General features: G+C 71.3%; 24 protein-coding genes. 15 read left to right on the top strand and 9 right to left on the bottom strand.

Annotated elements, in window-relative coordinates; translation table 11 throughout:
• Nucleotides 1–410: 410 nt before the first annotated feature.
• The gene (locus ACIQGQ_RS30130) at nucleotides 411–1,475 is read right to left on the bottom strand and encodes a helix-turn-helix transcriptional regulator (protein WP_402401551.1); all 1,065 of its coding nucleotides are present in this window, start codon (nucleotides 1,473–1,475) and stop codon (nucleotides 411–413) included.
• 129 nt (nucleotides 1,476–1,604) lie between these two features.
• Between ACIQGQ_RS30130 and ACIQGQ_RS30125 the strand changes: the two genes are divergently transcribed.
• Nucleotides 1,605–2,066: a VOC family protein gene (locus ACIQGQ_RS30125; protein ID WP_402401631.1), complete on the top strand. Its 462-nt coding sequence runs from the start codon at nucleotides 1,605–1,607 to the stop codon at nucleotides 2,064–2,066.
• Nucleotides 2,067–2,080: 14 nt separating this feature from the next.
• Here ACIQGQ_RS30125 and ACIQGQ_RS30120 read toward each other — a convergent pair whose 3' ends face one another.
• Both ACIQGQ_RS30120 and ACIQGQ_RS30115 read right to left on the bottom strand, forming a co-directional pair.
• A complete protein-coding gene (locus tag ACIQGQ_RS30120; protein WP_402401549.1) occupies nucleotides 2,081–2,653 on the bottom strand; it encodes a GNAT family N-acetyltransferase in 573 nt (190 codons plus the stop codon).
• Nucleotides 2,654–2,728: 75 nt separating this feature from the next.
• Complete coding sequence (locus ACIQGQ_RS30115) at nucleotides 2,729–3,139, bottom strand: VOC family protein (protein ID WP_402401546.1); 411 nt, start codon at nucleotides 3,137–3,139, stop codon at nucleotides 2,729–2,731.
• A gap of 248 nt (nucleotides 3,140–3,387) precedes the next feature.
• Here ACIQGQ_RS30115 and ACIQGQ_RS30110 point away from each other — a divergent pair, with 248 nt between their 5' ends.
• Nucleotides 3,388–3,861 carry a carboxymuconolactone decarboxylase family protein gene (locus ACIQGQ_RS30110; protein ID WP_402401543.1) on the top strand — a complete coding sequence of 158 codons (474 nt, stop codon included), beginning with the start codon at nucleotides 3,388–3,390 and terminating at the stop codon, nucleotides 3,859–3,861.
• Nucleotides 3,862–3,985: 124 nt separating this feature from the next.
• Nucleotides 3,986–5,896, top strand: coding sequence for an alkyl/aryl-sulfatase (locus ACIQGQ_RS30105; protein ID WP_402401540.1), 1,911 nt, complete (start codon nucleotides 3,986–3,988; stop codon nucleotides 5,894–5,896).
• A 108-nt stretch (nucleotides 5,897–6,004) separates the two neighbouring features.
• Here the strand turns inward: ACIQGQ_RS30105 and ACIQGQ_RS30100 are convergent, their stop codons facing one another.
• Complete coding sequence (locus ACIQGQ_RS30100; RefSeq protein ID WP_402401537.1) at nucleotides 6,005–6,595, bottom strand: isochorismatase family protein; 591 nt, start codon at nucleotides 6,593–6,595, stop codon at nucleotides 6,005–6,007.
• Between the two features lie 145 nt (nucleotides 6,596–6,740).
• On the opposite strand from ACIQGQ_RS30100, the gene ACIQGQ_RS30095 reads away from it, so the two are divergent.
• The 4 genes from ACIQGQ_RS30095 (at nucleotide 6,741) to ACIQGQ_RS30080 (ending at nucleotide 10,058) form a co-directional block, all read left to right on the top strand.
• Nucleotides 6,741–7,745, top strand: a complete 1,005-nt coding sequence (locus ACIQGQ_RS30095; protein WP_402401535.1) for a GlxA family transcriptional regulator — start codon at nucleotides 6,741–6,743, stop codon at nucleotides 7,743–7,745.
• Between the two features lie 172 nt (nucleotides 7,746–7,917).
• Nucleotides 7,918–8,454 (top strand): hypothetical protein, encoded by a 537-nt coding sequence (locus tag ACIQGQ_RS30090; protein ID WP_352279945.1) that lies wholly within the window; start codon nucleotides 7,918–7,920, stop codon nucleotides 8,452–8,454.
• 133 nt (nucleotides 8,455–8,587) lie between these two features.
• Nucleotides 8,588–9,352, top strand: a complete 765-nt coding sequence (locus ACIQGQ_RS30085) for an SAM-dependent methyltransferase (RefSeq protein WP_402401531.1) — start codon at nucleotides 8,588–8,590, stop codon at nucleotides 9,350–9,352.
• Nucleotides 9,353–9,521: 169 nt separating this feature from the next.
• Nucleotides 9,522–10,058 (top strand): hypothetical protein, encoded by a 537-nt coding sequence (locus ACIQGQ_RS30080; RefSeq protein ID WP_402401529.1) that lies wholly within the window; start codon nucleotides 9,522–9,524, stop codon nucleotides 10,056–10,058.
• Here ACIQGQ_RS30080 and ACIQGQ_RS30075 read toward each other — a convergent pair.
• Nucleotides 10,034–10,705, bottom strand: a complete 672-nt coding sequence (locus tag ACIQGQ_RS30075) for a class I SAM-dependent DNA methyltransferase (protein ID WP_402401527.1) — start codon at nucleotides 10,703–10,705, stop codon at nucleotides 10,034–10,036. The genes ACIQGQ_RS30080 and ACIQGQ_RS30075 overlap by 25 nt on opposite strands.
• A gap of 160 nt (nucleotides 10,706–10,865) precedes the next feature.
• Here ACIQGQ_RS30075 and ACIQGQ_RS30070 point away from each other — a divergent pair, with 160 nt between their 5' ends.
• The 5 genes from ACIQGQ_RS30070 to ACIQGQ_RS30050 all read left to right on the top strand — a co-directional run bounded on the left by ACIQGQ_RS30070 (nucleotide 10,866) and on the right by ACIQGQ_RS30050 (nucleotide 15,023).
• Nucleotides 10,866–11,219, top strand: a complete 354-nt coding sequence (locus tag ACIQGQ_RS30070) for a hypothetical protein (RefSeq protein WP_402401524.1) — start codon at nucleotides 10,866–10,868, stop codon at nucleotides 11,217–11,219.
• A 218-nt stretch (nucleotides 11,220–11,437) separates the two neighbouring features.
• A complete protein-coding gene (locus ACIQGQ_RS30065; protein ID WP_402401522.1) occupies nucleotides 11,438–11,968 on the top strand; it encodes a hypothetical protein in 531 nt (176 codons plus the stop codon).
• 245 nt (nucleotides 11,969–12,213) lie between these two features.
• Nucleotides 12,214–13,104: a DUF4097 family beta strand repeat-containing protein gene (locus tag ACIQGQ_RS30060; RefSeq protein WP_402401520.1), complete on the top strand. Its 891-nt coding sequence runs from the start codon at nucleotides 12,214–12,216 to the stop codon at nucleotides 13,102–13,104.
• A gap of 102 nt (nucleotides 13,105–13,206) precedes the next feature.
• Complete coding sequence (locus tag ACIQGQ_RS30055; protein WP_402401517.1) at nucleotides 13,207–14,232, top strand: ATP-binding cassette domain-containing protein; 1,026 nt, start codon at nucleotides 13,207–13,209, stop codon at nucleotides 14,230–14,232.
• A complete protein-coding gene (locus ACIQGQ_RS30050; RefSeq protein WP_402401514.1) occupies nucleotides 14,232–15,023 on the top strand; it encodes an ABC transporter permease in 792 nt (263 codons plus the stop codon). The genes ACIQGQ_RS30055 and ACIQGQ_RS30050 overlap by 1 nt, the downstream gene beginning before the upstream one ends.
• A gap of 69 nt (nucleotides 15,024–15,092) precedes the next feature.
• Here ACIQGQ_RS30050 and ACIQGQ_RS30045 read toward each other — a convergent pair whose 3' ends face one another.
• Nucleotides 15,093–15,761, bottom strand: a complete 669-nt coding sequence (locus ACIQGQ_RS30045) for a sigma-70 family RNA polymerase sigma factor (protein WP_402401511.1) — start codon at nucleotides 15,759–15,761, stop codon at nucleotides 15,093–15,095.
• Nucleotides 15,762–15,841: 80 nt separating this feature from the next.
• Here ACIQGQ_RS30045 and ACIQGQ_RS30040 point away from each other — a divergent pair, with 80 nt between their 5' ends.
• A complete protein-coding gene (locus tag ACIQGQ_RS30040) occupies nucleotides 15,842–16,684 on the top strand; it encodes an alpha/beta fold hydrolase (protein ID WP_402401508.1) in 843 nt (280 codons plus the stop codon).
• A gap of 25 nt (nucleotides 16,685–16,709) precedes the next feature.
• On the opposite strand, the gene pip is transcribed toward ACIQGQ_RS30040, so the two are convergent.
• A complete protein-coding gene (pip, locus tag ACIQGQ_RS30035) occupies nucleotides 16,710–17,669 on the bottom strand; it encodes a prolyl aminopeptidase (RefSeq protein WP_402401505.1) in 960 nt (319 codons plus the stop codon).
• A 739-nt stretch (nucleotides 17,670–18,408) separates the two neighbouring features.
• On the opposite strand from pip, the gene ACIQGQ_RS30030 reads away from it, so the two are divergent.
• A complete protein-coding gene (locus ACIQGQ_RS30030; protein ID WP_402401502.1) occupies nucleotides 18,409–20,136 on the top strand; it encodes an ABC-F family ATP-binding cassette domain-containing protein in 1,728 nt (575 codons plus the stop codon).
• A gap of 148 nt (nucleotides 20,137–20,284) precedes the next feature.
• Here ACIQGQ_RS30030 and ACIQGQ_RS30025 read toward each other — a convergent pair whose 3' ends face one another.
• Complete coding sequence (locus ACIQGQ_RS30025) at nucleotides 20,285–20,926, bottom strand: ScbR family autoregulator-binding transcription factor (RefSeq protein ID WP_402401500.1); 642 nt, start codon at nucleotides 20,924–20,926, stop codon at nucleotides 20,285–20,287.
• Between the two features lie 350 nt (nucleotides 20,927–21,276).
• Between ACIQGQ_RS30025 and ACIQGQ_RS30020 the strand changes: the two genes are divergently transcribed.
• Nucleotides 21,277–22,284, top strand: coding sequence for a ScbA/BarX family gamma-butyrolactone biosynthesis protein (locus ACIQGQ_RS30020; RefSeq protein WP_402401497.1), 1,008 nt, complete (start codon nucleotides 21,277–21,279; stop codon nucleotides 22,282–22,284).
• 131 nt (nucleotides 22,285–22,415) lie between these two features.
• Here ACIQGQ_RS30020 and ACIQGQ_RS30015 read toward each other — a convergent pair whose 3' ends face one another.
• Nucleotides 22,416–23,261 carry an NAD(P)H-binding protein gene (locus ACIQGQ_RS30015; RefSeq protein ID WP_402401495.1) on the bottom strand — a complete coding sequence of 282 codons (846 nt, stop codon included), beginning with the start codon at nucleotides 23,259–23,261 and terminating at the stop codon, nucleotides 22,416–22,418.
• Nucleotides 23,262–23,288: the final 27 nt, after the last annotated feature.

Genomic DNA, 23,288 nt, shown 5'->3' with positions numbered 1-23,288 from the left:
CACGGGGGGGGTTCCGGGAGACCCGGGCCCGAGAGAGGGCTGTGCGAGGTGGCCCCGTTCCGTGGCGCGCGGACGACGGCGCGCACCGTCGGGATCCGGCGGCACAGGACCGGGAGGGAGCGGAACAGGCGCTTTGCCGACCGGGGCCAGGTGCCGGGACGGGGAGAAAAGGGGCGGAGTGTGTGGCCACCCCACACACGCACAGTCAACGTACGGTTCGGCGGAGCCCGCGGTCATCACCCACACGGATGATAGAGAAGCGCCCGGAACCAGAAGCCCCGCCACCATGTACGCGGGCGCGGAAGCGGGAGCGCCCGGTGCTCCCAGGCCTCTGCGCCCCGGGCGCAGCGGGAGTGCCGCCCATCGGCCGCGACCCCCTGCCCGCACAACCCCGTTACGGGGACGGCGAGTTACTCATGGCCCGGGAACATTCGGGCGGGGCGGTGGTGGTCCACCCCCGAGGGCGCCGGTGGAGGGTTGGCGGCGGCCAGCAGTCTGCGGGCCAGGTCACGGCAGCGGTCGCCCAGTTCCGGCGGATCGAGCACCTGGAACTCATGTCCGAGCAGAAGGACATGCAGGATCACGGAGTCCAGGTCGGCGGCACCGCTGACCACCTCGCAGCGTCCCTCACCGCGCGGGTGCACCACGGCCGCCGACACCGGGACCTGCGCACGGACCGTCGCGGCAGGGGCGTGCACCAGGAAACGGGCCCGGTGCGGGTAGACGCGGCTCGTGACGCCCTCCTGCACGTAGGACGCCGCGTCAGGAGCAGGGCGAGGGACGAAGCGCCAGGTCCGGGCGGTCACCTCGGACATCCGGTCCACGCGGAAGGTGCGCCAGCCATCACGGTCGAGATCCCACGCCAGCAGATACCAGCGCCGGTCGGAGGCGACCAGGCGGTAGGGCTCGACACGGCGCGCGGCCACTCCGGCCCCGGACGCATAGCCGAAACCGGCCTCCGTCCTGTCACGGCAGGCCCGGGCCAGTGTCATGAGCGTCTCGGGATCGGCCGGGGCACGCCCCTGGCCGAAGGACTCCACCGACACGGTCAGTGCCCGTACCTCCTCGCGCAGTCGGACGGGCAGGACCTGGTCGAGTTTGGTCAGCGCGCGCAGCGCTGCGTCACCGCCCCCTCCCCCGGCTCCGGTCCCGGTCCCGGTGGTGTCCGTGGTGGCGGGGTTCTCCGCGCCGAGAAGCAGGCAGACGGCGGTCGCGATCGCCTCCTCGTCGTCGAGAAGGAGAGGTGGGAGCCGCTGCCCGGGGCCCAGGCTGTATCCGCCCCGGACCCCCAGGGCGGCGTGCACGGGGTAGCCGAGTGTGCGCAGCCGTCCGATGTCGCGCCGCACGGTGCGCGGGGTGGTGTTGAGCCGTGCGGCCAGTTCGGGGCCGGTCCAGGTGTTCTGCTGCTGGAGCAGGCCGAGGAGGGCGAGCACCCGTTCCGTCGTCCCTCGCTCGGGGCTGTCGGTCGCGTCCATTCGGGTCACTCTGCCAGGAAAAGCGGACCGGTCCTGTCCTCCTTCGGTGTCACGGTGTTCCTGGTCCTCCCGCCGTACGGTCCCGTGCCGGCGGGCGAAGTCCGCTGTGAACGGAGTTCTCTGATGAGCATGAGCCGTGACATCCAGGTCACTTTCGATGCCCGTGACCCGCGTGCGCTGTCGTGTTTCTGGCGCGACGTGCTGGGTTACGTCCACCCGGGGCCGCCCGGGGTGGAGGTGCCCGAGGGCGGTGACCCGCTGGCGGCGTGGGACGCCTTCCTCGCCGGGATCGGGGTGCCGCAGGAGCAGCGCAACACACGGTCGGCGATCGAGGACCCGCGGGGGCTCGGTCCCCGGGTGTTCTTCCAGCGGGTGCCGGAGGACAAGGAGGCCAAGAACCGGGTCCATCTCGATGTCCGTGCGGCGCCGGGGCTGACCGGCAGCGAGCGGATGGCGGCGCTGGAGGCCGAGTGCGCCCGGCTCGTGGCCCTGGGGGCCAGCCGGGTACGCCGCGATGAACCCGCTCCCCCGCTGAGCGCCGGGTTCATCGTGATGGCCGACCCCGAGGGCAACGAGTTCTGCCTGGACTGATTCCGCCCCGGGGGTCAGCGGGGGCGGGCGGACTGGAACTCGGCCGCGGTGATGCCGAGCAGGACGACGTCGTGGTGGGCGCCCGCGATGAACTCGTGCCGGCGCAGCCGTGCCTCCTCGGAGAAACCCAGTGCGCGGTGCAGGGCGAGGGAGGCGTCGTTGAAGGCGTAGACCTCCACCTCGCATTTGTGGCAGCGCTGTTCGGTGAACATGCGGGTGAGGACCAGGCGTACCGCTTCGGTGGCGTAGCCCTTGCGGCGGTGGCCACGGGCGATCTCGATGCCGGTCATGAACCGGCCGGCGCGGGTGTCGGTGTGGGCGACCGTCACCGATCCGGCGAAGGCCTGGTCGTCGAGTGTCTCGACGACCAGGCGGAACGTGTCGCCTCCCGGTGGGCGCAGGGCCCGTTCGGTGGTCCAGGCGCGGAATCCTGCGGCGGAGCGCGGGGGGTCGACGGGGCCGGCGGCGCGGGCGTCGTCGGTGTCGCGGGCCAGGTCCTGGAAGCCCTCCCAGTCCTCGGGCTCGACCCCGCGCAGGCGTATCCGTTCGCCCACCCATCCATCGCCCGTGCCGTGGATGCGGTCCATCGCCGTCCCCTTCCGTGTAGAGCCCCCGTGCGAGTGGGCGGGGGCAGGCGTTCCCGGTCGTGTGGCCGGGAGGAGTCAGCGGAGTTCCTGGATGCGGACCAGGTTGCCCGCGGGGTCACGGAAGGCGCAGTCGCGCATGCCGTAGGGCTGTTCGGTGGGTTCCTGGACGACTTCGGCGCCGCGCGCCTCGACCTGTCCGAAGACGGTGTCGAGGTCGTGGGTGGCCAGCAGGATCCAGCCGTAGGTTCCCTTGGCCATCATCTCGGTGATGGTGCGGCGTTCGTCCTCGGTGATGCCGGGATCGGCGGCCGGCGGGGCCAGAAGGATCGACGTGCCGGGCTGGGCGGCGGGACCGACCGTGATCCAGCGCATCCGGTCCCGGCCGACGTCGTTACGGACCTCGAATCCGAGGACGTCGCGGTAGAAGACGAGGGACTGCTCCGGATCGTCATGCGGGAGAACGCTCGTGTGGATGGTGATGTCCATGACGATCATGCTAAGGACTGACTCTCGTCCCGCGTGCCGGACACCACGAACGACATACGACGGACCACAGAACGTGGACGGCAGGCGGTGGGCGGTGGGCGGTGGGCGGAAGCAAACGTGCCGGTCCGCTTCGGCCCGGCGCACCCAGGTCAGGGAGACCCAGATCACATCCAGGGTCGTCACAAAAGGACGGGCCGTCTCGTCACAGGAGTGAAGACACGGACGAGCACACACGAAGGAGCACGACGATGGACGCCCGAATCGACTACTTCACCGACCCGACCATCAGCAAGGCCCTCAAGCACGTCACCGCGGTGGGCAGGATCCTCAAGCAGTCGCCGCTGCCCGCGGCGGTGCAGGAACTCGTCGCGCTGCGGGTGAGCCAGATCAACGGCTGCGCCTTCTGCATCGACATGCACACGAAGGAAGCCGCCGCGGCCGGAGAAACCCCGGTACGACTGAACCTGGTCGTCGCATGGCGGGAGGCCACCGTCTTCACCGAGGCCGAACGTGCCGCACTCGAACTGGCGGAACAAGGCACCCGCATCGCGGACGGGGCCGCCGGGGTCACCGACACCGTATGGGCGAAGGCGGCCGAGCACTACGACCAGGAGCAGCTCGCCGCCCTCGTCCTTCTGGTGTCCTTCATGGGCACGGTCAACCGGCTGAACGTCCTCTCCCGTCAGCCGGCCGGTTCCTACGAGCCCGGCCAGTTCCACTGAGACGGGCTCGGTAGGACAGCACCGCCGCAGGCAGCGACACGGAGGGTGCGGGGGGCGGGTGAGGGTTGCCGCAGGCCGGGCGAGCCTCGGAGCGTTTCATGGGAAACCGGACAATCCTCTCCGTATGACACACACACCGGTTCCCACGCACGCGCCGAAGCCCCCGCACCCGTCCGTCGTCCGCCGGCACAAGGAACTGCTGGAGAGCCTCCCCTTCGGCGACACGCAGGACTTCGAGGACGCCGCGCGCGGACTGATCGCGCGACGGGTGCCGGGGGCCGTCACCACGACGGACGGCACGGCGGTATGGGACGGTGACACGTACGCCTTCCTGGACGGCGAGGCCCCCGACACGGTGAACCCGAGCCTGTGGCGCCAGTCCCGGCTAGTCGCCGAGCAGGGACTGTTCGAGGTCGTCGAGGGCATCTACCAGGTACGCGGCCTTGATCTGTCGAACATCACGTTCGTCGAGGGCGACACCGGCGTGATCGTCATCGACCCGCTGATCTCGACCGAGACCGCCGCCGCCGCACTGGCCCTGTACCGCGAACACCGTGGCGAACGCGCTGTGACCGCAGTCGTCTACACCCACTCGCACGTCGACCATTTCGGCGGGGTGAGGGGAGTCACCACGCAGGAGGACGTGGACGCGGGACGGGTCCCGGTGATCGCGCCGGAGGGGTTCACCGAGCACGCGGTCGCCGAGAACGTGTACGCGGGCACCGCCATGGCCCGGCGCGCCGCCTACATGTACGGGGCGGCGCTGGCGCGCGGGGCTCGGGGGCAGGTGGGGGCCGGTCTGGGCCAGACGACGTCCACGGGAACCGTCACCCTCATCCCCCCGACCCTGTCCGTCACCACGACCGGGCAGGAGGAGACCGTCGACGGAGTTCGGATGGTCTTCCAGATGGCCCCCGACACCGAGGCGCCGGCCGAACTCCTCATCCACTTCCCCGCCTCCAGGGCCCTGTGCGCGGCCGAGGACGCCACCCACACCCTGCACAACCTCCTCACCCTGCGCGGGGCCGTCGTCCGCGACCCCAACGCCTGGTCGAAGGCGCTCACCGAGACGATCGGCCTGTTCGGCGACGCGACCGATGTCGTGTTCGCCTCACACCACTGGCCGGTCTGGGGCCGGGAAAGGGCCGCGACGTTCCTGGAGACCCAGCGCGACCTGTACGGCTACCTCCACGACCAGTCGCTGCGCCTGATCAACAAGGGCTGGACGGGCGCCGAGATCGCCGAGCACCTCCAGCTGCCGCCCGCCCTGGAGAACGCCTGGCACGCGCGCGGCTACTACGGCTCGGTCAGCCACAACCTCAAGGCCGTCTACCAGCGCTACATGGGCTGGTTCGACGGCAACCCCGCCCATCTGTGGCAGCACCCCCCGACCGAGGCGGCACAGCGCTACGTCGCGTTCATGGGCGGCGCGGACACCGTGGTCGACAAGGCACGCGGCTCGTTCGACGCGGGCGACTTCCGCTGGACGGCCGAGGTACTCAGCCACGTGGTCTTCGCCGAACCCGGACACACCGCTGCCGTGGAACTGCTCGCCGACACCTTCGAACAGCTCGGCTACGGGGCGGAGAACGGAACCTGGCGCAACTTCTACCTCTGCGGCGCCACCGAACTGCGCGAAGGGCGGTTCGGCACTCCGACCCTCGCGGCGTCACCCGACATCGTCGCCAACCTCACCCCACCGATGCTGTTCGACGCGCTCGCCATCCAGATCGACGGCCCCAGAGCCTGGCACGAGCACATCACCATCGACATCCACCTCACCGACACCCGCGACCGCTACCACCTGCGCCTGTCCAACGGAGTCCTCACCCACACCACAGCCCCCCAGAAATCCGCCCCGGACGTCACCCTCTTCGCCACAGCCGCCTCACTGGCCACCCTCGCCGGGCAAGGGCTCGACCCGCGAGAACTGGAGAACAGAGGAATCCGGGCCGAGGGCGACCTCTCCGCGCTGACCCGTCTCGCCGCACTCCTCGACCCCGGCGACCAGAACTTCCCCATCGTCACCCCCTGACCCCCACGACCAGCCGGACTCACAGGGATCACAGCCCGCGGGCCGGCGGACGGCCCGGGAACCAGACCACCGCCGCCCCGCACACACGCCTGCCCGGACCCCGGCAGATCAGCCCAGGGAGTCGCCACTCGCCACCACAACACCGTAGAGGTCACGAATCACAGCAAGCCCGCTGCTGTGGACCTGGTCGGCGCCCAACTCCGCATCCAACGCCGACAACGCACGCGACGCGCAGGCATTGGCCACCACGGTAGGACGGTTACCGCGCAGGAACGCCCCCTGCGCGGTGAACGTCACGCACATGTGGGTCATGAATCCGATGACGACGACATCCTGGTGCCCGGCGGCGTCCACATGGTCGCCCAGGTCCGTGCCGACAAAGGAATCCGGAGCCTTCTTCCGCACGACCCGCTCACCCTCCGCCGGCGCCACATCGGGATGAATCCCGCCGCTCCACGCCTCGACGTCGTACAGGCTCCCCTCCCCGCCGTCGTGGACGACGTGAATCACCTCCGCTCCCACCTCCCTGGCCCGTGCCAGGAGCTCGGCCGCGGCGCCGAGCGCGTCCTGCCACCCCTGCAGTTCCAACTCCCCACTGGTATAGGTGTTCTGATAGTCCACCAGGATCAAGGTCGACTCCGCGAGCTTCGCGGGGGTCTCGTCGAGACCGGTGAGCTCACGCAATGTCTTCGTGGCCATGAAAGATCCGCCTCAGGTCGTGTTCCAGGGATACGCAAGGAACGCTACGACCACCCGCACGTGTCGGCAATGCCGTCTAGCATGCAGAAACCGACATCGCGGATCGGCCCGGACACCGACGGCACCCGAGCACCACGGAGACCCCATGAACACCACCGAACGACTCGTCGTCATCGTCCTGTTCGACGGCGTCGACCTCCTCGACATCACCGGACCGCCCGAAGTGTTCGCCCTCCACCGACGCGACCGGAACGACGCGGCGGGCTACACCGTTCTCCTCGCCGCCGAGACCAAGGACCCCGTCACCACCTCCGCCGGGGTGCGGGTCCTGCCCGACGCGACCTTCGGGGATGTGGCGGGCCGGAGCATCGACACCCTGCTGGTGCCCGGCTCGGTCGAGACCGATGCCGACGGCCGGGTCCGCGCCCTCACCGACCCGGCCGTGGTCACGCGGGTACGGGAACTGGCCGCAGCGTCCCGGCGGATCGCGTCGGTCTGCGTCGGGGCGCACATCCTCGCCGCCGCCGGACTGCTGGACGGAAAGCGGGCCACAACCCACTGGTCGACCGCCCGGCAGCTCGCGGAGGAGCACCCCCGGGTACGGGTCGACGCCGACCCGATCTTCATCCGCGAGGGCGAGGTGTGGACCGGCGCGGGCATCAGTTCCTGCCTCGACCTGTCGCTCGCCCTGGTCTCCGAGGACTTCGGCGAGGCCGCCGCGCTGCGCGTGGCCCGGCAGCTCGTGATGTACCTGAAGCGGCCGAGCGGGCAGAGCCAGTTCAGCGTTCCGCTGGAGCCACCGTCCACGACCCGGCGCATCGAGGACCTGCGCCACCACATCATGGACCGGATCGGTGAGCGGCTCACCGTCGCGGACCTCGCCGCGTACGCACATGTCGGCGAGCGGCAGCTCACCCGCATCTTCAAGTCCGAGCTGGGGACCACCCCCAGCTCCTACATCGAGTCGGTCCGGGTCGAACGGGCCCGCAGCCGCCTGGAGTCCACCGACGACACCCTCGAACGGATCGCGTCCGCCTTCGGGTTCAACACCACCGACACCCTCGTACGGGCGTTCCGGCGCAAGCTCGGCACGACTCCGACGGAGTACCGGATGCGATTCCGCACCAGCCCGGGCAGCGCCAGGACGTGAGCGCGCCCCACCGGTCCGGGACAGGCACGGGGATCCACCGCGCCGGGCGGCCACCCCGGCCCGGAGCGGTGCGAACGGCCGCCCACTTCGGCGGGATCCGTACTGCATGCACCCTCCCAGCAGCTACCGTACGTACACGGCGCGTTGCCCACGGTCTCCTAGGAGGATTCCTGTGTCATCACCCTGCGACCCCAAGTACGCCCCCGTCGGCGACGTGGGCGTAGCGATCCTGGCGATCGACTCCCGGCTCAAGTCCATCTACGACGGCCCCACCGGGACGGACTCCGAGCAGCAGAGACTGACCGACCAGTTCACCGCGTCGATGGAGCCCGAGGAAGCCTTCGAGGTGGTGGACGGGGCATGCACGCTCGTCTACGTGTTCATGCAGTGGCTCCGCCAGACCTACGAGGCGCACGACAGGGACGTCATCGAGTACGTGGTGCCCAGCCTCGTGGGCTCGATGCGCATGATGACCAGGAGCGTCCGCCCCGAAGTCATCCCCACCATGGCCGGTCTGGTCATCTCGGCCGGAATCGGGCTGAGCCCGACCCTGTGGCGCAAACAGTACGGTGACTGGGCCCCGGACGAGCTGACCGCGCTGGAGGCCACCGCTCTGCTGCTCGCGGAGCACATCAACCGCCTCACCGACGACCACGACTTCGCCACCCGTATGGTCACCGAGGCCCTGTCCGCAGCCGATCACGAATAGCACCGTCGGCGCCGGACAACAGGACGGGCCGCCGCGCGGGGCGGACCGGGATCGGTGCCACCGGCCGGACCGACGGCGCCAGGGCGCGCCTGCCGGACGGGGTCGCCCGCCGGACACACCTAACATGCTCCGCATGACCGGAACCGACACCCCACCCCGCCTGACCCGACTCACCTTCTGCGGGCCCCTCTCCGAGGCTAGGGCCGAACAGATCGTCAGCCGACTCGCCCGGGCCTCCCCCGCACGGGTGCTGGACATCGGGTGCGGCTGGGGAGAGCTCATGCTCCGCGTTCTCGACGCGGTGCCGGGGGCGAGCGGGGTGGGGATCGACCTCAACGCCGAGGACCTCGCCCGAGGACGGGCGAACGCCAGGGCCCGCGGGCTGGAGAGCCGGGTGGAGTTCATCGAGAAGTCCGCCACCGAGGCCGAGTACGAGCCCGCCGACCTCGTCCTGTGCCTGGGCGCCAGCCACGCATTCAGCGACGCGTCCGCCCCGCCCCACACCGCCGAAGCCCTCGCCGCCCTGCGCCGATGCGTCCGACCGGGGGGCCGGGTCCTGCTGGCCGAAGGATTCTGGCAACGCTCCCCCACCAGCGCCGAGTTGGCCGTCATGTGGCCGGACGCGCGCGCCGACGAGTACCACGACCTGGCCGGGATCGCCGATCTCGCGGTGTCCGCCGGGTTCCGCCCCGCCTGGATCGAGACGGCCGGCGACGACGAGTGGGAGCACTTCGAGTCCGGCTACCGCGCGGACGTGGAGGAGTGGCTGGCCGCCCACCCCCACCACCCGCTGGCCCAGGAGACCCGCGAACGTGCCGACCGGCACCGGGAGAGTTGGCTGCGCGGCTACCGGGGCGTGCTCGGCATGGCCTACCTCACCCTCGTCCCAGTGGACTGAACACTCCGGTACACGGCCCGGCATGGCCGTCCCGCCCCGGAAACACACAGTGGCGCACCGGGACGGGACGGCCGTACTCATGAAGCGCTGACGTCGGCCAGATCCTGAGCCACGACCACCGGACCCGCTACGGGTATCGATGTCAGAGCCCGGGGCTAGAGTCGCCGCCATGGCCAACCGCTCTTATCTCTACTCCACGAACACACCGCCCACCGCGGACGCGGTCCCGCAGAGGATCCGCTGCGTCTCCGAGCACAACTGGAGCATTCCGCTGGCGCACCAACTGCTCGTCGGCCGCGGGACGTCCGTGGTCCCTTCCATGATCTGGAACCCGCGGATCGGCATCGCCGCCGACTTCGACGGCGGTGCCGACCTGCTCCTCGGCCTCCTGCGCGTGGTCGGGCAGGGTCTTGAGGACGACGGCGGCTTCGCCGAGTGCGTCGCCCGGACCACGGCTCACCTGGACAAGCAGCGGGACCGGTTCTTCGTGCTGGAGACCGGGGAGATGGTCTCCCTCAACGACGAGGATCCCGAGGCGGCGGTGGGATCCCTGGTCGCCCACGACATACCCGACGCGGTGGCCCGCGCCGAGGCGGCGGTGTCCGGTCGGGACGAGGCGTGGCTGGCCTCCGTCCGGGACGACTGGGAGCAGCACTTCGCCTCCTTCTACAGCGACGCGCTCTACTTCTCGTTCCCCTCGCCGTAGGCGCGGCGCATCAGCAGGTGGCCGCGGCGGAACCGTTCGCCCTCGCACGGCTCTCGCAGCATCCGGCCGACCTCGGTGAACCCGGCCTCGCGGGCCATGTCCGCGAGGCCGTCGACCGGCCACCGATAGGCTGTCGTCACCTTGTGGTCGAACGCGGTGACCGGCCCGCCCTCCGATTCGAAGAACGCGAGCAGGAGATGGCCGCCGGGCGCGAGGAGCCGTTGGAACTCGGCGAAGTAGGGCGGAAGTTCGCCCGGCGGAGTGTGAATGACCGAGTACCAGGAAGCGATCCCGGCCAGCTCACCGGAGGGCAGGTCGAGGGCCTGCATCGAACCGACCTCGAACCGCAGGTCACGGTATGTCTCGCGGGCGAGTCCGATCATCGTCGGCGACAGGTCCACGCCGAACGCGTCCAGCCCCAGGTCCCGCAGATGCGCGGTGAGGTATCCGGGACCGCACCCCAGCTCGGCGACGGGCCCGCCGCCCGCGGCCGTCACGAGCTCGGCGAACACGGTCAGGAACGAACGGTCCAGCGGCAGCGTGGCCAGCGAGTCCTGGACGAGGTCGGCGTAGAGGGAGGCGACGGCGCCGTAGGCGTCCGCCGTGGTCGCCAGGTACGAGGAGGAGGGAGGAGCGAAGTCGGTCATGGACGAGGACCCTACGGCCCTCGCGCCATGTCGGCGGCCGCTTCACGCCACGGACGCGGGGGCGGAGACGGACGCCCGCGCAGCACGACCACAGGGCGGTGGACAGGCGGACCGGCGGACCGGCGGGACCGCGAAGACCAGGAACGGGAGGAGCGCGACGATGAGAACACGCGTGATGCGATTCGGCCTCTACGCGGACGCACAGGGACTGGCCTGGGTCCGGGGGCTTGTCGACGAGGCCATGGCCTCCCGGGCCGTGCGGGGCCACGAGATCGCGGTGCTGCGCACGCTGCCGGGCAGTGAGCTGACGACCGCCGAGGCGTACGACCTCCTGGCCGAGCAGTGGGCCTGGGAGAACCCCTGCCTGGACAGCGGCGCCCGGGAGCCGGTCGAACTGCGCGTCCGCATGGCGTGCTCCCTGCGGACCTGGCGGGCGGTCCGCAAGGCGGTCACCGGCGCCCTGTGCCCGGCGGACACGGCCCACGTCTGCCGCGTCCCCTGGGCCGCCGCCTGATCCGGGGCACACCGCACCACCCGCGACACCACCACACCCGCACCATGGCACACACGTGACACCAGATGGCGCCATGCAGTCGCCACGGTGACGCCAGCATGCGCCACAGGGTGCCAGACGAATTCGGGAGAGCCAAGAAACCGCAGGTCATCGACATAGGCGCCACCGAGGCACCACATTGACTCGCCATGGCGCCATCCATGTGCCATCATGGCGTCATGGACCTCACGCCCTACGTGGACAACCTCCGCCGAGAACTTGCCGTGGCAGCGGATGCCGGCGGCGACGAAGCCCGCGCCCTGGCCGAGCGGCTCACCGCCCCGCTGGAGTCCGCCGCCCGGCTGACCCTGCTCAACGCGCTGTCCGCGGCCATGGGCGAGGTCACCCGGGAGCTGGCGCCCGGTTCGGTCGACGTGCGGCTGCGCGGGATCGACCCCGAGTTCGTCGTGACGCAGCCGCCCGCGCCCGAACCGCTCCAGGAAGCGGGGGAACCGGTCGCGGCAGCCACCACCCCCGTACCGCCCCTGTCGCCCGCGGACACCGACGACGGTGCGATGGCGCGGATCAACTTCCGGCTGCCCGCCCATCTCAAGAGCCGCGCCGAGGGTGCCGCGGCGGCGGAGGGCCTGTCGGTCAACGCCTGGCTCGTACGCGCCGTTTCGCTCGCGCTCGACGGTGCCGGGAACACCGGCCCGGCCGCCCGCTCCACCACCCCGGGCGGACGAGGCTTCACCGGCTGGGTCCGCTAGGCCCTGTCTTCAAACTGCCGTCTGCCGTGCGGCGCCCGGCCCGCACGCTCGCCGCGTTGTCGGAGTCATCCCCGTACGCCCAGTACGGGGACGATCCTCCGCCTTGCGATCGCACGCACCGGCCACCGCTTCCTCCCCCACCTCTCCCAGCTCCGCACAGACGGATCAACGGTCCACCGACGCGACCACACCTCACCCGCCCCACCTGCGGGTTCACCGGCACACGCCAATAGGACGGGACAGCCATGCCTTCTTTCGACACCCCCGAACCGATCCTCGCCGCCTTCGAGCTGGAGGTCGGCACCGCCCGCATCACCGCCGGCCAGCGCACCGACACGGTCGTGGAGGTGCTGCCGCGCGACGGGTCCGACGACAACGACGTACGCGCCGTGCAGCAGACCCGGGTCACCTGCGAGGACGGCCGCCTCACCGTGCGGACTCCGAGAAGGCGGTCCTTGTTCGGGAAGCCCGGTGCCATCGAGGTGACCGTCGAGCTTCCCTCGGGGTCCGAGGTCCAGGGCACCTCCGGCATGGGCGACTTCGTCTGCGCGGGCCCGCTCGGGAACGTCACGCTGCGCACCTCGCTCGGCGACATCCGGGCCGACGAGGCGGCGGGTGCCGCCCTCAGGACCGATCACGGCGACATCCGCCTCACCCGCTCGTCCGGGGACATCGAGATCACCGGCTCGGGTCGCATCGAGATCGGTACGGTCACCGGCTCGGCGACCGTGAAGAACAGCAACGGTGCCACCGGGATCGACGAGGTCACCGGTGCCCTGAAGTGCCAGGCCGCCAACGGCGACATCTCCGTGGGCACCGCGCACGGCACGGTCACCGCGAAGTCCGCGAACGGCCGGATCGAGATCGGCACCGCCCGCGCCGGTGTCGACGCCACGACCGCCAACGGCCGCATCACCGTCGGCGACGTGGTCCGCGGCCGGATCGAACTGCACGCCACCGTTGGCGACCTCGACATCGGCATCCACGACGGCACCGCCGCCTGGCTGGACCTGAACGCGAAGTACGGAACGGTGCACAGCTCGCTCAGCGCCTCCTCCGGCCCCTCGGGCAGCGACGAGACCGCCGAGGTCCACGCGCGGACCTCGGTCGGCAACATCGTCGTCCGCCGCGCCTGACCCGCCCCAACAGCCCTACCGCGCCACCTGTTCCAGCAGCACCACCCGCACTGCCTGTTCCGCCCGTCCTGCTCGTCCCGCCCCTCCCGGAAGGAGAGCGGCATGACCGCTGCCCAGACATCCGCGCCGACCACGGCGACCGCAAAGTCCCCGGCGATCAGCGCCACCGGACTGCGCAAGTCCTACGGCGACAAAGTCGTACTGGACGGCATCGACCTGGACATCGCCGAAGGCTCCGTCTTCGCGCTGCTCGGGCCCAACGGTGCCGGCAAGACCACCACCGTGGAGATCCTCTCCACCCTGCTGCGCCCCGACGCGGGCACGGCCCGCATAGTCGGCCACGACCTGGCCCGGGACGCCGAGGGCGTACGTTCCTCGATCGGCGTCACCGGCCAGTTCTCGGCCGTCGACAACCTGCTGACCGCCGAGGAGAACCTGCTCCTGATGGCCGACCTGTACCACCTGGCCCGGCCCGAGGGCAGGCGGCGGGCCACGGAACTGCTGCGCCGCTTCGAACTGTCCGACGCGGCGGGCAGGACCGCCGCCACCTTCTCCGGCGGCATGCGCCGCAAGCTCGACCTGGCGATGACGCTGGTCGGTGATCCGCAGGTCATCTTCCTCGACGAACCCACGACCGGACTCGACCCCCGCAGCCGACGCACCATGTGGGACATCATCCACAGCCTGGTCAAGGACGAGGGCGTGACCGTCTTCCTGACCACCCAGTACCTGGAGGAGGCCGATCAGCTCGCCGACCGCATCGCGGTACTGGACCACGGCAGACTGATCGCCGAGGGCACCGCCGACGAGCTGAAGCGGCTCGTCCCCGGCGGCCACATCCAGGTGCGGTTCGCCGGGATCCGGGACCTGGAGGCCGCCGCGGCCATCTTCAGCACCGCCGCCCGCGACGAGGAGTCCCTCACCCTGCGGATCCCCGGCGACGGCTCCGTGACCGGCCTGCGGGCCGTCCTGGATGCCCTGGAAGCCACTGGCGTTCCGGCCGAGTCCCTCACCGTCCACACTCCTGACCTGGACGACGTCTTCCTGACCCTCACCGGCCGTCCCCGCCCCGTGGACGGACCCGCGACCACCACCGCCGTTCCCGTGCCGTCGAAGGAGAACGTCTGATGGCCACCCTGTCCTACGCCGTCCGGGACTCACGGACGATGCTGCGGCGCAGCCTCAAGAAGGCCCTGCGCTACCCGGCCCTGACGCTCACCGTCGTCATCATGCCCCTCATGATGCTGCTGCTGTTCAACTACGCCTTCGGCAACGCCCTCGGCGACGGCATCAGCCAACTGCCCACCGGCAGCGGCTCCTACATCGACTACGTGGCGCCCGGCATCATCCTGATGGCCGCCACCTCCGGCTCCCTGACCGCCGCGGTCAGCGTCTGCGTCGACAAGACCGAAGGCATCGTCAGCCGCTTCCGCACCATGCCGATCTCCCAGGCGTCCTTCCTCACCGGTCATGTCGTGGGCGGTGTGATCCAGACGATGGCCAGCATCGCCCTGGTCATCGGTGTCGCCCTCCTCCTGGGCTTCCGCCCCGACGCGACCCCCGTCGAATGGCTCGCCGCCATCGGCCTGCTCACCCTGCTCACCACCGCGCTCACCTGGCTCTCCGCCGCCATCGGCCTGGCCGCCAAGACCGTGGAGACCGCCAGCAACATCCCGATGCCGATCACGTTCCTGCCGTTCCTCGGCAGCGCCATCGTGCCGACCGACTCCATGCCCTCCGGACTGCGCTGGTTCGCCGACCACCAGCCCTTCACCCCGGTCATCGAAACCCTGCGCGGCCTGTGGCTCGGCACCGAGATCGGCTCCAGCGCGGCCGTCGCCCTCACCTGGTGCCTGGCTCTCACCCTCATCGGCTATGTCTGGGCCCGTCGCGCCTTCAAGGCCGCCGCAACGCGGTAACCACCGCCGCCCCCACGGGCGGGCACGGTCCGAACCCTTCCCGCCCCGCACCGGGCCGCCGGGAAGGGTTCAGGCCGTACCCGCGAGCAGGTCCCGCTGGATACGGTGGGCGAGCGCACGGCGTACGGAGGGCTGGGCGGCGGCCGGGACCGGGGCCGTCTTCGGTGGGACGTCCAGGGCGCGGCCGATGCGGTCGTACACATCCCGGAATACGGCGGGGAGTGCGTCGCGGTGCAGGCGCAGGTCCTCCTCGACGAGTCGGCGCAGCTCGTCGACGGTTTCGGGGGTGAAGTGCTTCCTGCCGCGGGCGAGTGCCTCGGTGTGCCGGGTGCAGCGGGCGGCGCCTCCGAGGATGTCCGAAACCGTCTCGGCCAGGGCCCACAGCCGTCCTTCGAGCCAGGGGGCGTCGCTCTGCTCCGGGGAGAGGTCCATCGGGGAACTCGGGCCGTCCGCCCGGGATTTCGCCACGTGTTTGGAGACTGCGGGCTGGCTCATGTCCGCGAGGCGGGCGATCCGTTCCTGCGTCCAGCCCAGACCGGTCAGCAGCGCGATCAAGGCGGTGCGCTGCCGACGTGCCTCCTCGCCCGCGCGGACGGCCTCGTTCATCCCGGCGAGCATCAGCCCGGCCTGTTCCTCGGTCAGTCCCCCGGACTGTCCCCCCATCGGTTTCCCGATCCGGCCTCCGGCCCGGTCGTCGGCGTGCTCCCCGCCGGTCCGGTGCCTTTCTCCGTCCGTCATGGCCTGCCCCTCTCCCTCCGCTTCCCCGCCCCACCATAACCAGGTTGTACAACGTGGTTATAACTGTCAGGGTCCGTGTCATGCCAACATTTCGCGCGTCCGACGGAACCCTGCTCGCCTACCGTGTGCTCGGGGACGGCGCTCCGCTCGTCTGCGTACCCGGCGGCCCGGCCGACTCCCGCTACCTCGGTGATCTCGGCGGGCTGTCGGCGCACCGCCGGCTGATCGTCCTGGACCTGCGAGGGACGGGGCGGTCGGCGCCGCCCGAGGACGTCTCCTCCTACCGGTGCGACCGTCTCGCCGAGGACGTCGAGGCACTCCGTGTCCATCTCGGCCTGGCGACGGTCGATCTGCTCGGCCACTCGGCCGGGGCGGATGTCGTGACGCGGTACGCGGCGCGCCGCCCGGAGAACGTCGGCCGGCTCGTCCTGGTCACCCCCGGTGCCCGGGCGTTGAGTATCACGGTCACCGCCGAGGACCGGCGCGCACTGGCGCGGCTGCGGAGGGACGAGCCGTGGTTCCCTTCGGCGTTCGCCGCCCTGGAGGCGGTCATGGCGGGCACCGGTGGCGACTGGGCGGCCGTCGACCCGTTCTTCTGCGGCCGGTGGGACGAGGCCGCACGGCAGCACCGTGCGGCGGGCCGCCCGGTCAACACGCAGGCCGTCGCGAACTTCGGGGCCGACGGCGCCTTCGCGCCCCCGGCCACCCGTGCGGCACTCACCGCTCTCGACGCCCCCGTCCTGCTGCTGGCCGGGGAGTTCGATCTGAACAGCCCGCCGAAAGCGGTCGCCGAGGCCGCCGGGCTGTTCCCCCACGGGGTGCTCGCGGTGCAGCCGGGAGCCGGTCACAGCCCGTGGGTCGACGACGCGGACCGGTTCACGTCGGTGGTCGCGGCGTTCCTGGAGCGACGCGCCGACCGCTGATGCCGGGGCGGGGCGTCCGGGCGGCCTACCGCCGGGCGAATCCGTCGAGTGCCGTGAGCAGCGCGGCGTCCATGGCGACGCTGCCCTTGTGCCCGGCGTCCTCGATGACCACGAGTTCCGCGTCGGGCCAGGCACGGGCGAGGTCCCAGGCTGTGCCGAGGGGGCCGCTGATGTCGAGGCGGCCGTGGATCAGGACGCCGGGAATGCCGGCCAGCCGCCCCGCCTCGCGGATCAGCTGCCCTTCCTCCAGCCAGGCACCATGGGCGAAGTAGTGCGAGCAGATCCTCACCAGGCCCAGCCTGGCCCGGGGCGGCCTGCCGCTGTACGGATCGGGTGCGCCGTTGGGTTCGCCGGACAGGACGGCGTCCTCCCAGGCGCACCAGTCGGCCGTGGCCTTGGCCCGTACCTCCGGGTCGGGGCTGTTCACCCGGCGGGCGTACGCGGCGACGAGGTCGCCGTCCTGCCCGGCCTCGGGGACCCCGTCCCTGAATCGCTGCCACGCCTCGGGGAAGAAGCGGCCTGAACCCCGGTAGAGCCAGTCGATCTCACTGCGGCGAGTGGTGGTGACGGAGGCGATCACGATCTCCGAGACCCGTTCCGGGTGGCGTTCGGCGTACGCCAGGATGAGCGTGGAGCCCCAGGAGCCGCCGTACAGCAGCCACTTGTCGATGCCCAGGTGACGGCGCAGCCGTTCCATGTCGGCGATCAGATGCTCCGTGGTGTTGTGGGTCAGGTCGGTGGTGGGGTCGGCGGCATGGGGGGTGCTGCGGCCGCATCCGCGCTGGTCGAACAGGACGGTCCGGTAGTACGCGGGGTCGAAGTAGCCGCGCAGTCCGGCCGGGCAGCCCGAACCGGGGCCGCCGTGGACGACAAGGGCGGGTTTGCCGTCGGGGTTCCCGCAGGTCTCCCAGTAGACGAGATTGCCGTCGCCGGTGTCGAGCATGCCGTGGTCGTAGGGGTCGTTCGGCGCGTAGGGGGCTGTCATGTCCGGGTCTCCTTCATCGGTCCTCGGGAAGCGGGGTACTGAAGTACGTCGGGATGCGTGCCGCGTGCGCGCGGAGGCGCCCGGCAAGCCGGGACGGAAAGGGAAGCGGGCGGGCCAGGCGCGGGGGCGGGACCCGCCCGTCGCCGTGGAACGGTCTCTCGTGTGCCGGGGCTGTTAGGCTCGCCCGGTGTAGGCCGCCCACAGGGGCAACCGGCCATACACCGTACCGGATTCGAGGAGACCAGACATGGCGGGCGACGACGACATCTCGGGGTGATACCCCGAACGGTCGGGCCGTCGGCCGATGCCCAGGAGCATCGTCGCCGCGGCCGTTCAGTCGTTCCCCTCGCTCTTGTCCGTGTCCCGGGCAGCGGTCCCCGCCTGCCCGTACGTTCTTCGAGGTCTCCCCGTGCCCGCTGCCCTTGCCGTGCTTTCCGTCTGCCCCGACCCGGTTTCCGCCCGGTCGGACTCTGTCGGCCTCCCCTCCGTCGTTGCCCGTACCCGCCGTTCCCGCTGCCGGGAAGGCACCGGCGCAGGAAGCTCTGCCGCCTTCACGTCCCGCCGCCCGCGGTCACGACCGGTCCTCCGGCCCGGAGTGGACGGACGGCCGTGCACCGACCACGGCTGGCGGGCCGGAGCGGGGGGACCGGGCATGTGAACGCGGGCCGCGACCGGGCCCGCGCCCGAGGCGGAACAACCGCCCGGCGGGCCGCACACTCCTCACCTCAGGTGGATCACCATGTCCCGACCAGCCCTGACCGCCACCGACCTCGTCCGCACCCTGGGTACCCGGCGAGTCGTCGACGGCATCACCCTCACCGCCTCCCCCGGCCACCGCATCGGCCTGATCGGGGAGAACGGTGCCGGCAAGACAACCCTGCTCCGGCTGCTCGCCGGAATCGACGAACCCGACTCCGGAACCGTCACCCGACCGCCCGGAACGGGCTTCCTGCACCAGGAACTGCCCTTCGACGCCGCGTCGACGATCACCGAGGTCCTGGACGACGCCCTGCGCGAGGCCCGCGAGGACCTCGCCGAACTCGAGCGCCTCGCCGACCTGATCGCCCTCACCCCACAGGACTCCCCCGGCCTCGCCGAACTCCTCGACACCTACGGCCGCCGGCTCGAACAGGCCGAGGAACGGGAATCCTGGGACGCGGACCGGCACGCAGCGGCCGTACTCGACGGGCTCGGCCTCGGTGCACTCGCGCACGGCAGGCGGCTCGACTCCCTCTCCGGTGGCCAGCGGGGCCGTCTCGCACTCGCCGCCCTGCTCGTACGGCGCCCTCCGGCCCTGCTCCTGGACGAACCGACCAATCACCTCGACGACCATGCCGCCGCGTTCCTGGAAGAACAGGTGCGCGCCCTGCCCGGAGTCGTCGTGATCGCCAGCCACGACCGGGCCTTCCTCGACGCCGTCTGCACCGACCTGATCGACCTCGACCCCGCGGCGGACGGCCCGGTCCGCTACGGCGGCAACTACACCGCCTACCTCGCGCGCAAGCACGCCGAACGGGAGCGCTGGGAACGCCGTTACGCCGAAGAGCAGGAAGAGCTGGCAGCGCTGCGCCACGCGACCGAGGTGACCGCGCACCGGGTGGCACCCGACCGGGAACGGCGCGACAACGAGAAGATGGGCTACGGCCACCGGGGCGGCCGCGTCCAGAACCAGGTCTCGCGCCGGGTACGGAACGCCGCCCGCAGGCTGGAGACGCTCCGGCGCGAGCAGGTCCCACAACCACCGCGGCCGTTGCGCTTCCACCCCACCGCGCTCACCACCGCCACCGTCACGGCTCCGGTCGGCGAGGACCTCCCGGACGGTGTATTCGTCTCCCTGCGCGACGTACGGGTGCCGGGCCGGCTCTCCCTCGGCCACCTGGACATCACCGCGAGCGGGCGCCTTCTCGTCACAGGAGACAACGGAACCGGCAAATCGACACTGCTGTCCGTGCTCGCCGGACAGCTCACGGCGCTGGGTACCGTTCAACGGCGTGCCGGGCTGACCGTCGGACTCCTCGCCCAGGACACCGCCTTCGCCCGACCGGAACAAACCGCGCGGGCAACCTACGCGCAGGTCCTGGGCTTCGACCGGGCCCAGGCTCTCCCGCTGGACTCACTGGGCCTGCTGCACACCACGGACCTCGACAAACCGGTCGGCCATCTCTCGGCCGGCCAACGCCGTCGGCTCGCCCTGGCTCTACTGGTGGCACGACCGCCACAGCTCCTTCTGCTCGACGAACCCACCAACCACCTGTCCCCGCGGTTGTGCGACGAGCTGGAGGCCGCCCTGGGCACCGGGCCCGGCGCGGTCGTCGTGGCCAGTCACGACCGCTGGCTCCGCGCCCGCTGGCAGAACCACGAACTCCGCCTCCCCGACCGGTCCCCCGTACACCGGGCACCTGTCGGAGCGGAGTGCCCCGAACCCCCTGGCCCGGCGGACAGCACGACCGCCGAGGGCCGGGCCTAGCTTCTTCCGGACCGGCCGGGAGCCCGGACAGGAGCCGTTCCCGCGCGACGGCGGCGCGGTGGGGTGCGGTACTTCTGGGCGTGGGCCCCCGGCTGGGTCCGGACAGAGACCCCTCACCCTGTTCTCAGCAGCCCCTGCCGTTCACCGCTCACCGAACCCCGTACAGGGCCCGGACGCCGTGGCTTCCGTCGGCGTCGATCGCGGCGAGAACGTCCGCGGACACGAGCGTCGGGAGCAGCAGTTGCCAGAACCCCGCGACCGTCGATGCCGAGAGCCACGCCGCGTCCCGGGTTCCGAGCACCTCGAACCCCATCGTCACCGCCACCACGGCCATCACCGCCTCGCGCACCCCGGCCCCGCGGCGCAGTTCGCCCCTGGCCTCGGCCTGCCGCACCGTCCGCTCGACCCAGCTCCTCCAGTGCTGCCGCAGATCCGTCCCCGCCGCGCGCGACGCATCCCCGCTCAGCGCGAATCCCACCCGCAGCACCACGTCGGCACGCAGTGCGCCGGCCAGCGCGTGGGTCGCGTCGACGAGAAGCTGCACCTGGCCCTGGCCCGGCTGTCGCGCGCCGTTGGCCACGGCCAGCAGCCGGACCAGCGCCGATTCACCGACCGCGTCCACCAGGGCGGCCTTGCTCGCGAAATGGAAATGCAGCGCGCCGTTGCTCACCCCGGCCCGTGAACTGATCAGGGTGAGCGACGGCGCCGACGAACCGCCCTGGTCGAAGACCTCGGCCGCGGACCGGATCAGGGAGTCCCGCGTGCGTGCCGCACGTTCCTGCTTGACCATCAACTGCTCCGATACTGCCGGGGGATTACCGGGAACCGCTGTGCCTGCCGGAGAACAGGCAACGACTATAAACCAACCGCCCGTGCGGTTTCTTACCCCCTCCTGCCCCCATCCGCACGATCCGCGCCCGGACCCCGTACCCCTCGCGCACACCTGGACGGAGAGCGGGAAGAGCCCGGGAGCGCCAGCACCCGCACCCCCGTAAAGCACCCCCCGCCACACCGCCCTCTTCCGGACCATGAGACAAAAGGGGCCCCGGAGGCACTAGAAATTAAACCGGTTGGTATGTACTTTCGGGCCAGAGTCAGCCTTTGACGTCGCATGTCCCGTACCAGCCACCAGGGGGATCAATGTCCACGAGCGCCTTCCGAACCGGACTCCCCCTGCCCGGCAGGGACGGGCGGAACGCCGAGCCGCCCGTCCACCACGCCGGCACACCCGGAGCACCCGTCAGGGTCCCCGGGCAGTTCGTGCACCGGTCCTCCGCGGCCGAGGTCATGCTCATGGAATGGGCCCGGACCGGTGACGACCGCTTCACCGTGACCGCCCGGTGGCCGCACGACCACCCCTTCTTCACTCCGGTCGCCGGCGGCTACCACGACCCGCTCCTCGGCTGCGAAACGATCCGCCAGACCGGCATACTCCTGGGGCACGCGGCGTACGGAGTCCCGCTCGGCCACCAGTTCGTCGTCTGGGACCTCGATATCACCGTGCGCCCCGACCAGATGGCGACGGGGCACGGCCCCGGTCCCACCATCCTCACGGCCGACGCCCACTGCACGCAGATCCACTGGCGCGGCAGGAACCTGGCCGGACTGCGCCTGGGCGTGGTCATCCGCCGCGACGGCGAAACCGTCGCGACCGGCGGCGGCAGCCTCTCCTGCATCTCCCCCGCGGCCTATCACCGGGTACGCCAGGGACGTGTGCCCAGCCAGGACCACACCCGCCCACCGCGCCCCGCCGATCCCCGGGCCGTGGGACGCGTCTCGCCCCACGACGTCGTCCTGTCACCCACCGACAGAACGGACCACTGGCTGCTCCGGGCAGACACCCGCCACCCGGTGCTCTTCGAGCATCCCGGCGACCACGTTCCGGGCATGCTGCTGATCGAAGCCGCGCGCCAGGCCGCAGCGTCCTCCCTCGGCCGCGCCTCCTACCTCCCTCTCCAGATCAGCAACACCTTCGCCCGGTACGTCGAACTCGACGCCCCCTGCACCGTCCAGGCCACCCCGCTGCCCGGCGCACAGTCCCAGAACCCGCCGAACGGACACCCCGAGCAGAGTGTTCTGGTGACCGCCCACCAGAACGGCGAAACCGTCTTCCGCTCCACCGTCACGACCGGAGCACATCACCTCTGACACCTCGTCATGTATCCGCCCGCGGCCCGGGACGTCCCCCGCGGAACGACGGCGGGTGGAGGCCCGAGGAGGCCGACGGCCCGCGCACCCCCGCCCGGCCGCACGGTCGGCGGACACCCACCGCACCTCGCTCACGCGGCGCCGAACGCCTCCAGATGGTCCTCGGCCCACTGCCGGAATGTCCTCGCGGGCCGGCCCAGCAGCGCGGGCACCGTACCGTGGACCTCCGCCTTCGAACCCTCCCGGCCGCGCTCCGCGCTCTCCAGCAGCGCCTCGACGAACCGCGCCGGGTAACGCGCACCCCACGCGGCACGCACCTGCTCCGGCTCCAGTTCCTCGAACCGCAGCCGCCGCCCCAGCAACTCACCGAGCAGGGCCGTCTGCCGCACCGCGCTCAGCGGCTCCGGCCCCGTCAACGTGTGGATCCGGCCTCTGTGGCCGTCCTCCGTCAGGGCGCGCACCGCCACCTCCGCGACATCGCGCGGGTCGACGCACGCGTTCGCCGACTCCCCGTACAACGCCCGCACCACTCCCTCAGCACGGACCGACCCCGCCCACGAAAGCGTGTTTGACATGAACGCGCGCGGCCGCAGCAGCGTCCACTCCATGCCCGATCCCCGCAGCAACTCCTCATTGCGTCGCTGCCACCGGGTGATCAGATCCACCGCCCCGTCGTCCCTGACCGCGGCGGCGGACAGCTTCACCACATGGCGTACCCCCGCCTCCCGCGCCGCCCGCAGGAACGCCCCGTCGTCACCCCCGCCAGGAACCGTCAGCAAGAACACCGCACGCACCCCGCGCAGAGCACGCGCCGACGACCCCTCGATGCCGAAGTCCCCCGACACCACCTCGGTCCCCTCGGGCGCCCCCACGACCCGTCCCGGATTCCTCGCCATCACACGAACCTCCGCCCCCGCCGGGAGACTTCGCACCACCTCACGCCCCACCGTCCCCGTCGCGCCGGTCACCAGAATCACGAACCCCTCACCCCTTGCCTGCAACTC

Origin of the sequence: Streptomyces sp. NPDC092952, from assembly GCF_044754785.1 — a bacterium.
Taxonomy (GTDB): domain Bacteria; phylum Actinomycetota; class Actinomycetes; order Streptomycetales; family Streptomycetaceae; genus Streptomyces.
The sequence above is the reverse complement of the archived record's forward strand: the minus strand, read 5'-3'. Positions and strand labels throughout refer to the sequence as shown.

Excerpts from the sequence above, each read along its gene's own strand:
- ACIQGQ_RS30095 (WP_402401535.1), top strand. The coding sequence starts at position 6,741 with ATGAACACCACCGAACGACTCGTCGTCATCGTCCTGTTCGACGGCGTC.
- ACIQGQ_RS30075 (WP_402401527.1), bottom strand. The coding sequence starts at position 10,705 with ATGACCGACTTCGCTCCTCCCTCCTCCTCGTACCTGGCGACCACGGCG.
- pip (WP_402401505.1), bottom strand. The coding sequence starts at position 17,669 with ATGACAGCCCCCTACGCGCCGAACGACCCCTACGACCACGGCATGCTC.
- ACIQGQ_RS30110 (WP_402401543.1), top strand. The coding sequence starts at position 3,388 with ATGGACGCCCGAATCGACTACTTCACCGACCCGACCATCAGCAAGGCC.
- ACIQGQ_RS30050 (WP_402401514.1), top strand. The coding sequence starts at position 14,232 with ATGGCCACCCTGTCCTACGCCGTCCGGGACTCACGGACGATGCTGCGG.
- ACIQGQ_RS30055 (WP_402401517.1), top strand. The coding sequence starts at position 13,207 with ATGACCGCTGCCCAGACATCCGCGCCGACCACGGCGACCGCAAAGTCC.
- ACIQGQ_RS30080 (WP_402401529.1), top strand. The coding sequence starts at position 9,522 with ATGGCCAACCGCTCTTATCTCTACTCCACGAACACACCGCCCACCGCG.
- ACIQGQ_RS30120 (WP_402401549.1), bottom strand. The coding sequence starts at position 2,653 with ATGGACCGCATCCACGGCACGGGCGATGGATGGGTGGGCGAACGGATA.
- ACIQGQ_RS30125 (WP_402401631.1), top strand. The coding sequence starts at position 1,605 with ATGAGCCGTGACATCCAGGTCACTTTCGATGCCCGTGACCCGCGTGCG.
- ACIQGQ_RS30020 (WP_402401497.1), top strand. The coding sequence starts at position 21,277 with ATGTCCACGAGCGCCTTCCGAACCGGACTCCCCCTGCCCGGCAGGGAC.
- ACIQGQ_RS30025 (WP_402401500.1), bottom strand. The coding sequence starts at position 20,926 with ATGGTCAAGCAGGAACGTGCGGCACGCACGCGGGACTCCCTGATCCGG.
- ACIQGQ_RS30100 (WP_402401537.1), bottom strand. The coding sequence starts at position 6,595 with ATGGCCACGAAGACATTGCGTGAGCTCACCGGTCTCGACGAGACCCCC.
- ACIQGQ_RS30045 (WP_402401511.1), bottom strand. The coding sequence starts at position 15,761 with ATGACGGACGGAGAAAGGCACCGGACCGGCGGGGAGCACGCCGACGAC.
- ACIQGQ_RS30065 (WP_402401522.1), top strand. The coding sequence starts at position 11,438 with ATGGACCTCACGCCCTACGTGGACAACCTCCGCCGAGAACTTGCCGTG.
- ACIQGQ_RS30130 (WP_402401551.1), bottom strand. The coding sequence starts at position 1,475 with ATGGACGCGACCGACAGCCCCGAGCGAGGGACGACGGAACGGGTGCTC.
- ACIQGQ_RS30040 (WP_402401508.1), top strand. The coding sequence starts at position 15,842 with ATGCCAACATTTCGCGCGTCCGACGGAACCCTGCTCGCCTACCGTGTG.
- ACIQGQ_RS30105 (WP_402401540.1), top strand. The coding sequence starts at position 3,986 with ATGACACACACACCGGTTCCCACGCACGCGCCGAAGCCCCCGCACCCG.
- ACIQGQ_RS30085 (WP_402401531.1), top strand. The coding sequence starts at position 8,588 with ATGACCGGAACCGACACCCCACCCCGCCTGACCCGACTCACCTTCTGC.
- ACIQGQ_RS30115 (WP_402401546.1), bottom strand. The coding sequence starts at position 3,139 with ATGGACATCACCATCCACACGAGCGTTCTCCCGCATGACGATCCGGAG.
- ACIQGQ_RS30060 (WP_402401520.1), top strand. The coding sequence starts at position 12,214 with ATGCCTTCTTTCGACACCCCCGAACCGATCCTCGCCGCCTTCGAGCTG.
- ACIQGQ_RS30070 (WP_402401524.1), top strand. The coding sequence starts at position 10,866 with ATGAGAACACGCGTGATGCGATTCGGCCTCTACGCGGACGCACAGGGA.
- ACIQGQ_RS30030 (WP_402401502.1), top strand. The coding sequence starts at position 18,409 with ATGTCCCGACCAGCCCTGACCGCCACCGACCTCGTCCGCACCCTGGGT.